Origin of the sequence: Aerococcus tenax, assembly GCF_003286645.3 — a bacterium.
In the GTDB taxonomy this organism is placed as follows: domain Bacteria; phylum Bacillota; class Bacilli; order Lactobacillales; family Aerococcaceae; genus Aerococcus; species Aerococcus tenax.
The window spans coordinates 201,927-216,839 of the sequence record NZ_CP127382.2; the positions used below are offsets into that span (position 1 = coordinate 201,927).

The following is a 14,913-nucleotide window of genomic DNA, read 5'->3' on the forward strand; positions in this document are numbered from 1 at the left end:
ATTCCTTATGACAAATTATTGGTCATTGGACTTAATTTTTTCTTGGTAGATTTTATCGATAAAGACGGCGATGGCATTATCTCCAGACACATTAGCAGCGGTGCCAAAGCTATCTTGGGTAATATATAGGGAGATCATAATTTGTTGCATGGCTTGGCTGGCGATCCCAATCATGGGGAGGAAAGGTAAAGCAGACATAATCGCACCCCCAGGAGTTCCTGGAGCAGCTACCATAGCAACCCCTAACATTAAGATAAAACCGAGCATCATCAAGAAGCCATGAGGCATATCATAAATCAATAACAGGGTTGTTGCGCAGGAAGTGATGGTGATAATCGACCCTGCTAAATGGATAGTCGCACAGAGCGGTACTACAAAGTTAGCGATCCCTTCAGAAACGCCGTTCTTTAAGGCGCATTTCACATTGACTGGAATGGTGGCAGCTGAGGATTGAGTTCCTAGGGCAGTCATGTAGCCAGGGATTTGATTTTTGATGAGTTCGATCGGATTCTTGCCGGCATAGGTCCCAAAGACAAAGAAGAGGAAAGTAATATAAAGTAAATGCATAATCAACACGCAGATAAAGACCTTCCAAAAGACATTTAAAATCGCAAAGACCGTCCCCGTGTAGGCCAAGTTGGCAATATTACCAAAAATGTAAACCGGTAGGAGGGGGACAATAATCGTGGCCAGCACTTGACTGATGATCCCGCCAAAGTCACTAAAGGCTTCATAGAGAACTTTCCCGCGACCGTGTTGACGTAACCAGGAAATCCCCAGTCCCATCATGAAGGCAAAAATAATTGCTCCCGTCACATCAAAGAAAGGCTCTAAGGGAATGGTAAATAAGGGCTTGATCCCCTCACCGGCTTGACTGAGTTGGTCAACCAGGTCAGTCGTAATGAAGAGCGGGAAGAGGTTGCTGGCAACCAGATAGGCCAGTAACCCACCAATGACAGTCGAAATATAAGAGGTTAAGACTGTTATCCCCAGTAATTTCCCTGCCCCGTGGCTCAAGTCAGCGATCCCTTGGACCACAAAGCCAATGATCATAAAGGGAATGACAAAGCTGAGGAAGTCAGAGAAAATCGTAGTGAAAGTTGCAAAGATCTGTAGTACAAATTCGGGAACAATTGGTAAGCGGCCCACAATAATTCCTAAGATAATCGCTAAAATAATACGAGGAACCAAACCAATTTTCCGTTTTTCAAGACGTTTGGTCATAATCATGCTCCATTCTAAAAAAATTATTAAGCTTGATCGCTTGATATAATAACTATCCTACCAAACTTCATTCAAATTTGGTATAGGCTTTTTTGCGATTTAATAGGAAAAGTTAAATTTTTATAAATACTTTTTAGTTTAAAATAAAGCAATCTACTTTCCTTAAAGTGTCATTAAAAAATTGCCGCCTGATGAGTCCCTGTTTCCTCAATTTCCCATAGAAAAAAGCCATGACAGCTGGAAGGCTAACATGGCTTTGTCTTACGATATTTACTTTACAAATTTAAGCTTTTTCCAGTTCTCCTGGGTAGTCAGGAACGCCTTTTTCGACGTTGGTAACGTCAAAGCCGTTCTCATCTAAAATTTCGCTGGCTTTTTTAGAGCCTTTACCATCATGGCAAATTGCATAGTAATGTTTGTCTTTGTCTAATTCATCAAGATGGTCTTCAATTTGTGAAAGAGGAAAATGTTTGGCTCCAGGCACGTGACCTTCTTCATAGAGTTCGCGTGGACGAACATCTAAAATGTTAAGATCATCTTCATTCTCGACAATTTTATGAAATTCTTCAATAGTAACTTCTTTCATATTCTGTACCTCCTCTTAACTATATAACACACTAACTAAGTATAGAATAACAAACTTACCTATACATATAAACTATTTAGCCTCTGTCAGCTGTCTTTCACTAAGTCTTCATTCAAAATTTGGTGACTTATATTGAAAGAAAAGGGCAGCATTTTGCTTGTGTTAAGAGGAATTTTTAAGGGCTAGCTGTATAGCCTCTTAAAATATTTATCATATTTTTTTGAAAAGTAAAATCGTCATGTTATATTTAGCGTAAAGGATTTATATTATTTAAAAAAATTATTCATGATGGAGGAATGTTTTTATGAGAATCATCGTAGCAGGCGGAGACGGATTTTGTGGTTGGCCTACCGCCTTATATCTATCCAAACAGGGTCATGATGTGACAATTGTCGATAATTTAGTGCGTCGGCAATACGATAAGGAGCTCAACTCCAATTCCATCACGCCCATTGCCTCCCTCAACGAACGTGTTGATAAATGGAAAGAATTAACCGGAAAAGACATTAGTGTTTACCAAGGTGACTTAAACCACTATGACTTTCTTTCCATTGTCTTTAAAGAATTTCAACCAGAAGCTTTTGTTCACTATGCAGAACAACGCTCTGCGCCTTATTCCATGATTGACCGAGACCACGCCCGCTATACCCAAGCTAATAATGTCTTAGGGAACCTCAATGTCCTCTTTGCTATCCATGACTATGCCCCAGATTGCCACCTGATTAAATTAGGCACCATGGGAGAGTATGGAACGCCAAATATCGACATCGAAGAAGGCTGGTTAGAAGTTGAACATAAGGGCCGCACTGACCGCATGCTTTACCCTAAGAAACCAGGGTCTTTCTATCATTTAACCAAGGTGCATGATTCTCATAATATTGAATTTGCTTGCCGATCCTGGGGCATTCGGGCGACTGATTTAAACCAAGGGGTCGTTTATGGGGTCAATACCCAAGAAACCGCTATGGATCCCGTTCTTTACAACCGCTTTGACTATGATGGCATCTTTGGGACGGTCTTTAACCGTTTTGTGGTCCAAACGGCCAATGGTTTACCAATGTCGGTTTATGGTAAGGGTGGTCAAACCCGGGGCTTCATCAATATTGAAGATACCGTCCGCTGTATTGAAATTGCCGCCCTTAATCCCGCTGAACGGGGAGAGTTCCGCGTCTTTAACCAAATGACTGAACAATTCTCAGTCATGGATATGGCTCACAAGGTAGAAAAAGTGGCCCAAGAAATGGGATTAAATCCTGTCATTAACCATGTCGATAACCCACGGGTGGAAGAAGAAGAACATTATTTCAATGCGGTAATGACTGAGTTGAAAGACTTAGGCTTGGATCCACACTACTTAACCGATGAAGTGACCAAGAACCTGCTGGAACTGGCCATGGAGAACAAGGACCGTGCTCACCAAGAAGTGATCATGAATTCACCTTCCTGGAAGTAATGCCATGAAAATCGTAATAATCACGGAAACCTTCTTGCCGGCAACGGATGGGGTAGTGACCCGTTTAACCCATGCCATTGACTATATGTTGGACTGTGGCCATGAGGTGGTTATTTATGCTCCCGAGATGGAGGAAATGCCCATACAATATAAGGAGGCTTTGATTATTCCTTTTAAAGCGGTCTGGTTTCCCTTCTATCGTTACCGGCCCTGGGCCATTCCAAGCACTGATATTCAAAAGCAGTTAGCTATTGATGAGCCGGATATTGTGCATTCGGTTAATCCAGTAGGCTTCGCTGCTGCCGGAATCCATTATGCGGTCAAGATGGACATTCCTTTAGTGGCCAGTTTCCATACTAACGTTCCCCAATATCTTTCTTATTATCACTTGGATGTATTGTCTCCAGTCATCTGGTCCTATTTGCGCCACTGGCATAATTTAGCCGTGGCGAATATGGTCACTAGTCAGGCCATGTATGACTTATTGGCTGACAATGCTATTGAAAATTTGGTCATTTTGCCTAAGGGAGTGGACCTTGACCAACGTGATCCTAAATTTTATTCAGAGCACATGCGGGAGCGTTTGACGGCTGACCCCAAGCGGAACAAATTATTGCTCTTTGTGGGCCGGATTGCTGCGGAAAAGGAGATCGATAGCTTACTCCCTTGGCTAGAGCAACGTGATGATGTTAACTTAGCTATTGTGGGGGATGGCCCGGAAAAAGAAGACTTGGAAGAAAAATTTGCCCATCTACCGGTAACTTTTACCGGTTTCTTGCATGGGGAAGAACTGTCAGCAGCCTATGCCAGTGCCGATGCCTTTATCTTTCCCTCGGTTAGTGAAACCTTGGGCCTAGTGATTACTGAAGCCATGGCTTCGGGACTGCCAGTGATTGCTGCTGAATCAGCTCCAACTAATGAACAGATTAAGCACTTAGAAAATGGGCTCATTTATCAACAAGGGGATACGGATTCCTTAGACCAATGCTTGGCGCTCCTAGACCAAGAAGGTGTCATAGAAAATATTGTGGCTAAGGGGCAAGACTACGCCCAACAGTTTTCCTGGGAAAATGCTTCCCAGGCCATGGTGGCTGTCTATGAGTCTGTCTTAGAAAAACAGAAAAAAGTAGAGTAAGGACACTCTAATTGGGGTCGAATAATTGTAAGGAGAAGGCGGTGGCTGCGTGAAAGAAAATAAATGGGAGTTTTCTCAGCTGATCTCGGGAATTCTATGGATATTAGCCGGACTAGCCTTTATCTTATGGCAGGGGCAGGCTTTATTAGGCTTGAATAGTTTGGTGGCTTGGGTTATTGGTTTACAAGGGATTTTTCGTATATTAGCCCAAGTGATCTTTGATAAAAATGCTGGTGGGGCCAAGAACCGTATTTTCCAGCTCTTTGTCGCTTTAGGACAGGTTGTCGTCGCTTTTATTATGTTGTCTTTCCCTATTTCATCAACCTATTTTTTGATGCGGGTGATTGGGATTTACCAATTATTAATGGGCTTGGTGTCCTTTGTTAGTTACTGCTTAATGCGGATCGACCATGTGCCTGGCCGACTTAAGCGGCTCTTATTTGCCTTGGTCCATTTGATTTTTGCTTTGGCGAGTTTGTTTTTGCCTATCCAAGATCATAATGTCCTCTTCTGGCTAGGCCTTTACCTGGTCTTCATTGGACTGACTTATATCTCTGATGCTAGGATCAGCTTGCCGAGTCGAAGCCAAGATCAGAAGATTAAGCGGCGATTTCGTTTTCCAGTGCCTATTGTGTTTAACCTACTAGAGCCGAATCGTTTGGCCAATAAGTTAAATCATTTTATCCGTCAAGAGGTAGAAGATGAGCTGGCCTTTAGTACGGCTTATCAGGATTATATGGAAGAAAATGAGACCGGTGCGGTTGATAGCCTGCAAGTCTTGGTCCAAACCTCCAATGCTCATCTAGACTTGATCGGTCATTTAAATATTGCCTACCATGGAACGGTTTATTCTTATGGTAATCACGACGTCGATTCGGGGCACTTGTTTCGTTCAATTGGGGACGGTGTCTTATGTAAGATCGACCACCAAAAAAGTATTGAGTTTGAATTGGCCAATGGGATTACGATTTTTGAATATGATATTCAATTAAACCAGCGTCAAAAGGAAGCTTTGGAAGCCAAATTAGCTAAAATCGATGACTTACTCATTCCCTGGTCACCGAAAACTGAGAGTCAGTGTGATTCCTTTGGCGGACGCTTAAAACGCGCCACCGATTGCGACATGTTTAAGTTTAAAGCCGGCCAGTATAAGACTTATTTTGTCTTTGGGAGTAATTGTGTGCTCTTCTGTGATGAAATTATTGGTTCTATTGGCTTGGACCAATTTTTGATGGTAGGAGTGATGACTCCGGGGACCTATTTTGACTATTTTAATAAGCAATATGAGAAAGGCTCCACACCGGTCATTAATCGGAGAATTTATTCCACTGACTTATTGCAATTTACCCAGCTAGATAAATTGAAAGATCGATAAATCAGTCTAGAGAGATAAACAAGCTAAGCTTTAGGGCCCGGCTTGTTTTTTTATGCTTGAATCGCTAAGCTTAAGGGAGTAGAGAAAGGGTGGCATGTATGGAAGAAGATAAATTAGTTGAGATTGCTATCGAATTACAAAGTATTGCCCAGGCCGGCTTGCATTACGGGCGTGATGATTTCGACCGGGAACGTTACCAAAGGATTCGCGATATTGCGGCAGAGATTATGGCTGAGAAAGCGCAGCTCAATTGGCAAGAAGTCCAAGACCTCTTTTGTGGGGATGAGGGTTATCAAACCCCGAAAGTGGATACCCGGGCAGCGATTATCCAAGATGATGAGATCTTATTAGTGAAGGAACGCAATGGCCTATGGTCCTTACCTGGCGGCTGGTGTGAGATGAATATGTCTCCGATGGAAAATACCATCAAGGAGGCCCAGGAAGAAGCTGGGCGTAAGGTGAGGGTGAAGTCGGTCATCGCTGTCCAAGATCGTGATAAACATAACCAACCGCCTTATGCTTATAGTATTGTAAAAATATTTTACCTGTGTGAAGACTTGGGCGGTCAGTACCAAGAGAATATTGAAACCAGTGATAGTCAGTACTTTAAAGCTGACCAATTGCCAGAGTTGGACCCAGAACGAACTACCCAAGAGCAAATTGCTATGTGCTTTCAAGCTTATCAAAGTGAGAACTGGCAGACCCAGTTTGATTAATTAAAGGATTTTAGAGTCCAAGTAAGAAGGGAGTGAGGGGAATGATGCCTTATAAAAATCCTAGTCCAGGTAAGATTAAAAACGCCCACCCACTCTTAGTGACTTGTATGCAGTGTAAACACGATCTCTGTGTTTACTGGAAGGTTGGCCGCGGGAATCTGATCAAATTACAAATTCACCGGATTATTGAGTCAGTGTATGACTTTGGCCGGCGAGACAATGCCTTATTATGTCCGCACTGTCAGGAACAGTTGGGTTCTCTTAGTGAACATAAGGGCAGGCCGTGTTACTTCTTGCATCGGGGCCGAGTACAGACTAAACGTTTGCAGCATTATAAAAGCTAGCCAAGGTTCTCGTCATTTTGTTGTGATAAAATAAAAGTAAATATATTTGGCCAGGTTAGGAATTACAAAGCTTGATGTTAAAGGGATCTTTTACTTTTTCCCGCACCTGCGGGGGTGATCCTGTGATAGAGTTTTACCGATGTAAGGGGAAATTGTAGAAAGAAGGAACTGCATGGGCTTATTTGATTTTTTTAAGAAATTTACAAGCCAAGAGGAAAACAATCAAAATAAAATGAATATTGCTATTAATATTGAAAATGAAATACCCGCAATTTTAAAAAAGAAATTGCCTAACGGCTTATTACCTGGAGAAATTATATTAATGGACTGGGTTAGGGGAAAATCAGCCCCCTTAAATTACCCTCAATATTTTGAGTTGTCTTATGGCATTAACCCTAGTCATTCAACTGTTAAATTGTTTCAAAAAGGATATTTAGAATATTCAAACGATCCATGTTTGGCTCTTTCAAATTTAACTGTTTCAGAACTGAAAGCTATTTTGAAAAGCCACAATTTAAAAGTATCGGGAAAGAAGTCAGAATTAATTAATCGGATAATTGAAAACGAAGCATATAATGATCAGGAGATTAATTCAGAAAAAATCTATGATATATCAAGTGCAGGATTAGCGTATTTTCGGCCATACTCTTATATAGTAGAAGCGCACAAGGACAGATATGTTCCCGTAGATGAAATTATTCAATATCAAGATACTTTCCCAGATTGGTGTACTAATTACAATGATATGAAATGGGCCTACCTTGGTATAAAAGGGATGGAATATTGGCAAAGTTATTCTTTTGGTCTTCTTAGAAATAACTATTCTGCTAGAGCTGATATGCTTTTAAGAGAAGGCAGACTAATTGATTCGCTTAGAGATTATATTGTTGTAACGCTTTATGATTGCAGTGGCCTCGACAATTCTTGCGAATTTACAAAGAAGGCTCATTATATGGAAGATCAAGCAGTCGAGTATATGCTTGACAAGATAATAAAAATAAACAATAAAATTGATAGTAAGGATTACGAGGAAGCTTTTCAGGGAGCTATAACTGAATTTAGCCCTGCTATGCATTTGACGTATATTGATAAAGAAGATTTGTTATATTTCAAGAAAGAATTACGTAATCCAAGCAAAAAAAGAATTGATAATTATTTAAAGAAGTATGATAAACCAGAGTTTTATTGATACTTTCAGATAGGATTATTTCCTTTTCCCGCACCTGCGGGGGAGAACCTGAAAGGAAGTTAACTATGTATTTATACTATGCAATTTTTACCTCATCAGAAGGGAAATATGATATCGAATTTCCTGATTTAGGTGGTGCTTACTCTTTTGGTTAAGATATGCACGATGCCCTCTATATGGCTAGGGATCTTCTTGAAGGATGGCTATTTGTTGCCAAAAAAGAAGCCGATCCAATTCCTGAAGCATCATCTCCTGACGACTTGACAGTTTCTAAAGATGCATTATTGATTCCTATTAAAGTGGATCTTGAACTTGTCTAATTAAATATACTCAACAATTAGTCGAAAAAACTTTAAGCACTCTGTGATAATGAGAGAATTTTGGTTTAAAGGTAGGAGCTTTATTGTTGACTTACGATATTGATAATAGAAAGTAGGAAACATACTGTGACACAAGAAAAGAAACGCCCTCGTGGACGTCCAGCAACAGGGCGGAAGCGCAATATAGATATCGGGATGAAAGTCACTAGAGAAGAAAGAGATTATCTAAAAAATCAAGCAAAGAAATATGGTCTTACCCTAGCTGACTACTTTTTAACAGTAGCCAAGGAATATGAAAAGAAGCATTAGCTGTTAAATTTTCTCGCACTTGTTTGGAAATAAAAAAGAAATTAATAATATTTGATTTAATAGAGGCTTTAAAGAAGTCTCTTTTTTATTGGCCTTGATTAATTTTACCTTTGAAATCTTCAGCTCGATTTAGCCAAGCTTTGTAGTGAACATGCTATAATATAAAAGTAAAATAAGTTTATCATCCTTTCCTGTGCTAGAGGGGATTTAAAGCAAATAGGCATCATTGTAAACTTTAGGAGGTAGTAGCTTATGGCTGAATCCACTCGGAGTGTTTTCATATCTGGGTCGAGAACGCAAAACCAATTATCCCGAGAAGTACTAGATTCCATTGACGCAATTATTGACCAAGGCATAAAGGTTAACCTAGGGGATTCCAACAAGGGGGTCGATAAGGAAGTGGCTGACCTGCTTCGACTCGAAAATTATCAGGCGGTTGAAATCTTCACCATCAATCAAAAGCCACGGATTGCCCTTGAAAAGGATTGGAAGGTCCGCTATGTTCATCCTGATGACAATCTTAATGGTCAAGAGCAACAAATGATGAAAGACCGGCAAATGGCCAATGACTCCCATTGGGGCTTAGCGATTTTTGACCCTATCAAGAAGAACCGTTTTGGCGCCCTGCAGGTTTCTTCCGGCACCCTAAGGAACACGATCCAGATGCTCTTGCAGGGCAAATCAGTGAAGTTTTTTTATGTCTTTGAGAATGCTATGCGCTATCACAATTTAAAGGGCCAGGACGGGCTCAAACAATTAGAAACATTGATTAATAGCTATCAAGAGGAGAAATTAACTGGAGAAGAAACAGACTTAATTCTCTCCTCTCGTGGCGTAAATACAAACGACCATCCCGCTACAATTAAGCGCGATAAAATTTTTAGTAAATTTACTGATTTATTACAAAGCGAACTTCAATTGACGGATCGTGAAGATTCTGATTTTCAACAAACGACGCTTTTTTAGTCTAGAAAGGCTACCATTATGACAGTGAATCAAGCAGAAAAACTAAAACATATTCATCCTATTAAAGAAATCACTGATTTTGAGGCTTATTATCTGGATTGGTATAAGGACAAAATCATTGAGGATAGAGGTCCAGAGCATACCGACATTGGCAAGTGCGTTTATCGATTAAAGTATGTCTATACGCCGCAAATGCGCCAGCCCTACAATGATTTACCCGAATGGCTGACGAAAGCTTATATGGAAGAGTTAATCAAATTAGCGAGTTTTGTCGTCCAAGGACTTAAAGAAATTGACTTAGCTTTTGATTTCATTATTCCGGCTCCTTCTTTCAATCCACGGACAGAATTTAATCCTCATGGACAAGTGAAATTTATCTATGATTTAGTCAATGTTCTCTCTGCCCAATTAGGGGTTCCCTATCACAAACACTGTCTTTTTAAAAAGGATAATGTAACGGCTAAAGACAGTATAGTCAGCAGTGAAAACTTCGAGGCGTCTTGTATTCGACTCCCCCAAGATTTTTCCAAGTATTCAAAAACGGGCTCAGCGCAACCGATTGGCTTAGTGATTGATGATCTCTTTGAAAGAGGGGATACGGCTAAGATTTCGCTGGAGCTGTTAAAGGCGAAGAATCCGGGAATGCAATTTAAATTTTTATCCTGTACCAAGAATAAATACCATGGCCTAGGGAAAAAAGTTCAAGTGAAATTCTCTTCTTTTCAAGAGTTTACCGCAAAAAATGACAGTCAATTTATTAAATTAAAAGTTGTTTCTCCTGGCGAATTTCAGGGCAAGATAGTTTGTGTATTTTCTGATAATGCGGGGTACGAAACCTTTAAAGAACAGTTGGTAAACCATAATACAAATTCCTATAATAATATTTCTTCCCCAGTTGATCCGATCTTTAATATCAAGATTAAGGAAGGTAAGGATGGCTATATCGACTTTTTTGGCTTCTTAGATAGTCCCCAAGAACCTATCAATCAACCGATTGACCTTGGCTTTGCCCCTAACTTTGAGCCTTCCCCTGCTCCTGATCCTGATCCTTACTTTGACTTTGATCTTCCTTTTTAGTGAAATACAAGAGTTCGCTACTTTGTTGATAGCGAGCTCATTTTTATTGCTTTAGGCTTCTGTTAATTAATCTTTTATTACTATAAAAGCACCGGCTTTAGTATAATTAAATTGAATAAGTAAACAAAGGTGGTGGAGCTCGTGAAAGAAGATTTTAATCATTTTCAAAAGCGCAGGCACTTTATCCGCTCGCTGTGGCAGAGAGACCGGTATTTCTGTCTGGCAGCAATTATTTTAGAAATTGTCTTTGTAGTGATTATGGTAGAATTTACAGTCAATCCTTCCTGGTCGATTGCCCTAGTTTTTCTATTTTTAATTTGGCTGCTTTTAACTGCTTTTGTCAATGGTTCCTTACTAGTGCGAAATGCTCCTAAAGGACACTATTGGCACCGGGTGGGCAATATCCTGATAGAAAAATCCATTGAAGCCCTTTTGGTGGGCTTAGTGGCTGCGGGAGCGATTATGATTTTAACGATGGCTAGTTAAGTAAACTTAGTAAAAAATATCGTCTTGAGCGGGAAACTATCAACAGTCAAGTCCCTCTTATATAATGAGAGAGTAAGAAGACATGAATTCAACCAAGAGGAGGGCTTTTATGACAACCGTTTATGCCAAAGATTATGATTATCCCGTTGAGAGTGCTCGCTATCAATTAGTGATTTCCCAGTCTTGTCCCTTTGCACAAAGAACCGATATTGTGCGTTCTTTGTTAGGTTTGGAGGAAGTGATTGGAAAATCAGTCACTTCTCCGATTAAGACGGATAAGATTTGGGACTTTTCCAACCAGTCGGGTAATAAAGATGCTGTCTTAGATGTGGAATATTTGAGTGAACTCTACCATAATACCAACTCTGAATATGATGGGCCCTATTCAGTACCAGCCCTAGTTGACTTGACCACCAAAAAAGTGGTCAACCAAGAATCCCTCGACATTATCAAAGATTTTTCTACTCGCTTTAAGGACTTAGGGACAAGTCAAGTGGGGGACTTGTATCCTGAAGACCAACGCCAAGCGATTGACCAATGCTTTGACTGGGTGGGTGCTGACCTTATCGGAGCGCCAGCAAAGGCCCACAAGGCCAGTGACCAAGCAGAATACGATCAATATGCCGATCAATTCTTTGACCGACTAACAGAAATCGACCAAGTTCTAGCTGACCAGGATTATTTAGTGGGCGACCACTTGACCCTAGCGGATGTGGTTCTCTACACCCCCTTAGTGCGTTTTGATACCACTTATTACACGGCCTTTCAGGTCAATAAGTACCGCTTAAGAGACTTCCCCAATTTATGGAGTCATTTACAGAAATTACACCAAATTCCTGCCTTCCAGCAATCGACTAACTTTCAAGCCATCAAGGAAGGCACCTACCTGGGTAAGAATGGACGCGATTCCTTTGGTAAAGAAATCCTGCCCCAAGGTCCAGTTTTGGATATGTGGGAAGTGAAATAAGGCATTCATGACCATAAGAAAATAGCGCATCTCGCTTTCATTAAAAGCGTAGATGCGCTATTTGTTTTTTTACCGGTCGGTTTTGCTTATCTTTTGACTTATTAAGCAGAGAACAATGGTTATGGTAGCTGGGAGGAGCCAGGCAAAGCCGAGGTCGAAGAAGGGCAGGTAATGACTGGCCCATTGAGTTAGACTACTTCCCAAGGCGCTTTGGCTAATAAAACCAGGCGAAGCCTTGATAAAGTCTAAGCAGGCTGGGATGAAGGTCACTGCCATAGAAATTTGGTAGAGAGCCGGACTTTGCCAGCTCTGAGGTAAGAGACTAAGTAAGATTAAAACACAGGCTAAAGGATAGAGTAGCATCAATACTGGCAGGGATAGGGATAGAATCGCTTCAAAACCGATATTGGCCACCAGAAAGGCTAAGAGGCAGGCGATAATGGTCCAGTGTTTTTGCTTGAGATTAAAAAAGTGAAATGTAGCAAAGGTTTCTGCTAGAGCTACCACTAAGCCAATGGCGGTCTTTAAACAAGCGACGGTAATCATAACCGCTAAGAGAACTTGTCCCGCTAAACCAAAATAGTGACGGGTAATCAGTGACAAAGCCTGGCCACCGTTTACGGATAAGGGGATAAATTGTAAGCTGTGGGTCCCTAGTAAGGCTAGGGCAATATAGATGAAAGCCATCAAAAGAATACTTAAGCTGCCAGATGTCATCACTTCTCGGGAGATTTGCCGAGGTTGTTGGATGCCAAAGTCACGGATGGATTGAATAATAATAATCCCAAAGGCTAGCCCGGCTAAACTATCCATGGTGTTATAACCTTCTAATAAACCCATGGCTAAAGGGGCCATCTGGTAGGCTGGGGTAGGATAGAGCACCTGGCGAAAGCTGCCGGTGTCAAAGAGGGCTCGGACTAAGATGACACCCAGTAGGATTAGAAAGGCTGGGGTTAAGTATTTACCCACCCATTCAATGATCTTAGAGGGGCGTAAACTAAAGCATAGGACCAAAAGAAAGAAGAGCGCCGAATATAAGAATAGGGCGGGAGTTTCTAGATGGTCCGGGACAAAATCAGTGATACCGACCTCGTAGGAAACGGTGGCTAAACGCGGTGTGGCAAAGAGTGGCCCGATAGTGAGATAGAGGGCAATGGTAAAGAAATAGGCGAAGGGGCGGTTGACCTTATTGGCGATTTGGAAGACGGATTCGGTTTCTGAAAAGCCCATAGCCGCAATGGCGAGTAAGGGTAAGCCGACCGCCGTAATGTTAAAACCGGTCACAGCCAGTCCCACATTGCCGGCTGCTTGTTGACCTAAAGAGACGGGGAAGATGATATTCCCGGCCCCAAAGAAAAGACCAAAGAGCATGAGAGCGATGATCAGCCGCTCTTTCCAATTTAAAGCAATTTTAGACATAGATAATTCCTCGTTTCTAACATTGAGGATTATAGCATTAAAGCTGCTTGGCTGAACAGTGAGAAAGCATAAAAATCGTGAGATAATTGCTGTGCTGCACGTGAGGATCCGTGATAGTGGTGTTTGTGTCGATTGGGCTATTCTCAATTTTTGTTTGATACCTTAAATTAGGAATTGGTTTGGGAAGAAGTTATTATAGCCAAAGCCTAATTTTCATAGTACTATTATTAAAAAGTGAAAGAGGCGATTTTATGACTAAAATTATCGTTTATGCTGTGACTGCTGAAGAGAAACCTTTGGTAGAAGCCTGGGCCAGTCGTCATCAGGTTGAAGTGAAGCTGGTAACAGAAGAGTTGACGGTGGATACTGTGGACTTGGCGGCAGGTTTTGACGGAGTATCGACTTCCCAAGTGCCTAGGATTGAAGAACCGATTTTTTCGCGTTTACGTGACTTAGGCATTCAACAAATCGCCCAACGTTCAGCCGGTGTAGATATGTATGACTTAGACCAAGCTAAGGAAAATGGCATTATTATTACCAATGTGCCTACCTATTCCCCTGTTTCTATTGCTGAATACACCTTGGGAACAATTATTTATCTAAATCGGCGTTTGAATAATATTCTGCCACGGACCAAGGCCCATAATTTCTCGCGGTCTCCTGAGGTACGTGGTCGGGTCTTAAAAGACTTAACCCTAGCTGTCATTGGGGCTGGGCATATTGGGCAAGAATTAGCCCGTATTTATTCCGGCCTTGGTGGAAAGGTTGTGGCTTATGATATTGCTCCTGACCCAGCGGCTGAAAAATATTTAAGCTTTGTCGACTCGGTAGAAGAAGCGGTAGCTCAAGCAGATATTGTCAGCCTCCATATGCCACTAACCAAGGATAATTACCATATGTTTGATGCTGACTTATTGGCCCAATGTAAGGAAGGAACTATTCTGGTTAATAATGGTCGGGGAGCTTTAGTAGATACCGATGCCTTGCTAGCAGCTATTGATTCCGGTCACATTGCTTCAGCCGCTTTGGATACCTATGAAGCGGAAGGCCCTTATGTCTTCAAAGATTGGAGCGACAAAACCGTTGAGGACGAACGGCTAAAGACACTGATTAACCATCCTAAGATTCTCTACACCCCTCACTTGGCCTACTACACCGATGATGCCATTAAGGCCTTGGTCGATGGTGGCTTAGACAGTGCCCTGGAAGTGATTGAAACGGGTGACGCTAAGAATCGGGTTAACTAATCCTTGTCAATAACTCACAAAATCTAGCTACACTAACCTCTGCAGGTGAAGACTGACTTGCAGGGGTTTTCCTTTACTTACTAGTCGCTTTCATTTTAGT

Annotated in this window: 16 protein-coding genes; 13 read left to right on the top strand and 3 right to left on the bottom strand. The window is 41.4% G+C overall.

The features are described 5' to 3' along the window. Positions 1–15: 15 nt before the first annotated feature. Positions 16–1,224, bottom strand: coding sequence for a dicarboxylate/amino acid:cation symporter (locus DBT50_RS00950; protein WP_111852417.1), 1,209 nt, complete (start codon positions 1,222–1,224; stop codon positions 16–18). A gap of 283 nt (positions 1,225–1,507) precedes the next feature. Then, entirely contained in the window at positions 1,508–1,810 is a 303-nt protein-coding gene (locus DBT50_RS00955) for a rhodanese-like domain-containing protein (protein WP_060777622.1), read from the bottom strand. A 304-nt stretch (positions 1,811–2,114) separates the two neighbouring features. Between DBT50_RS00955 and DBT50_RS00960 the strand changes: the two genes are divergently transcribed. The 12 genes from DBT50_RS00960 (at position 2,115) to DBT50_RS01015 (ending at position 12,147) form a co-directional block, all read left to right on the top strand. Beyond that, positions 2,115–3,263: an NAD-dependent epimerase/dehydratase family protein gene (locus DBT50_RS00960; RefSeq protein ID WP_111852418.1), complete on the top strand. Its 1,149-nt coding sequence runs from the start codon at positions 2,115–2,117 to the stop codon at positions 3,261–3,263. A 4-nt stretch (positions 3,264–3,267) separates the two neighbouring features. Next, positions 3,268–4,398, top strand: coding sequence for a glycosyltransferase family 4 protein (locus tag DBT50_RS00965; protein WP_111852419.1), 1,131 nt, complete (start codon positions 3,268–3,270; stop codon positions 4,396–4,398). Positions 4,399–4,447: 49 nt separating this feature from the next. Continuing rightward, entirely contained in the window at positions 4,448–5,773 is a 1,326-nt protein-coding gene (locus DBT50_RS00970; RefSeq protein ID WP_111852420.1) for an HdeD family acid-resistance protein, read from the top strand. Between the two features lie 98 nt (positions 5,774–5,871). Continuing rightward, the gene (locus DBT50_RS00975; RefSeq protein ID WP_111852421.1) at positions 5,872–6,489 is read left to right on the top strand and encodes an NUDIX hydrolase N-terminal domain-containing protein; all 618 of its coding nucleotides are present in this window, start codon (positions 5,872–5,874) and stop codon (positions 6,487–6,489) included. Between the two features lie 41 nt (positions 6,490–6,530). Beyond that, positions 6,531–6,833, top strand: a complete 303-nt coding sequence (locus DBT50_RS00980; protein WP_111852422.1) for a hypothetical protein — start codon at positions 6,531–6,533, stop codon at positions 6,831–6,833. A gap of 172 nt (positions 6,834–7,005) precedes the next feature. Continuing rightward, a complete protein-coding gene (locus DBT50_RS00985; RefSeq protein WP_111852423.1) occupies positions 7,006–8,022 on the top strand; it encodes an SAP domain-containing protein in 1,017 nt (338 codons plus the stop codon). A gap of 176 nt (positions 8,023–8,198) precedes the next feature. After that, positions 8,199–8,342: a hypothetical protein gene (locus DBT50_RS00990; RefSeq protein ID WP_181566120.1), complete on the top strand. Its 144-nt coding sequence runs from the start codon at positions 8,199–8,201 to the stop codon at positions 8,340–8,342. 126 nt (positions 8,343–8,468) lie between these two features. Continuing rightward, positions 8,469–8,651 (top strand): plasmid mobilization protein, encoded by a 183-nt coding sequence (locus DBT50_RS00995; protein ID WP_111852424.1) that lies wholly within the window; start codon positions 8,469–8,471, stop codon positions 8,649–8,651. Between the two features lie 252 nt (positions 8,652–8,903). Then, the gene (locus DBT50_RS01000) at positions 8,904–9,617 is read left to right on the top strand and encodes a hypothetical protein (protein ID WP_111852425.1); all 714 of its coding nucleotides are present in this window, start codon (positions 8,904–8,906) and stop codon (positions 9,615–9,617) included. Between the two features lie 18 nt (positions 9,618–9,635). Then, on the top strand, positions 9,636–10,694 hold the full coding sequence (locus DBT50_RS01005; protein ID WP_111852426.1) for a hypothetical protein: 1,059 nt from the start codon (positions 9,636–9,638) through the stop codon (positions 10,692–10,694). Positions 10,695–10,835: 141 nt separating this feature from the next. Further along, positions 10,836–11,180 (top strand): hypothetical protein, encoded by a 345-nt coding sequence (locus DBT50_RS01010; protein WP_111852427.1) that lies wholly within the window; start codon positions 10,836–10,838, stop codon positions 11,178–11,180. 109 nt (positions 11,181–11,289) lie between these two features. Beyond that, positions 11,290–12,147 (top strand): glutathione S-transferase C-terminal domain-containing protein, encoded by an 858-nt coding sequence (locus tag DBT50_RS01015; RefSeq protein ID WP_181566121.1) that lies wholly within the window; start codon positions 11,290–11,292, stop codon positions 12,145–12,147. Between the two features lie 69 nt (positions 12,148–12,216). Here the strand turns inward: DBT50_RS01015 and brnQ are convergent, their stop codons facing one another. Further along, positions 12,217–13,566, bottom strand: a complete 1,350-nt coding sequence (gene brnQ / locus DBT50_RS01020; RefSeq protein ID WP_111852429.1) for a branched-chain amino acid transport system II carrier protein — start codon at positions 13,564–13,566, stop codon at positions 12,217–12,219. 251 nt (positions 13,567–13,817) lie between these two features. Between brnQ and DBT50_RS01025 the strand changes: the two genes are divergently transcribed. Continuing rightward, complete coding sequence (locus DBT50_RS01025) at positions 13,818–14,813, top strand: D-2-hydroxyacid dehydrogenase (protein WP_111852430.1); 996 nt, start codon at positions 13,818–13,820, stop codon at positions 14,811–14,813. Positions 14,814–14,913: the final 100 nt, after the last annotated feature.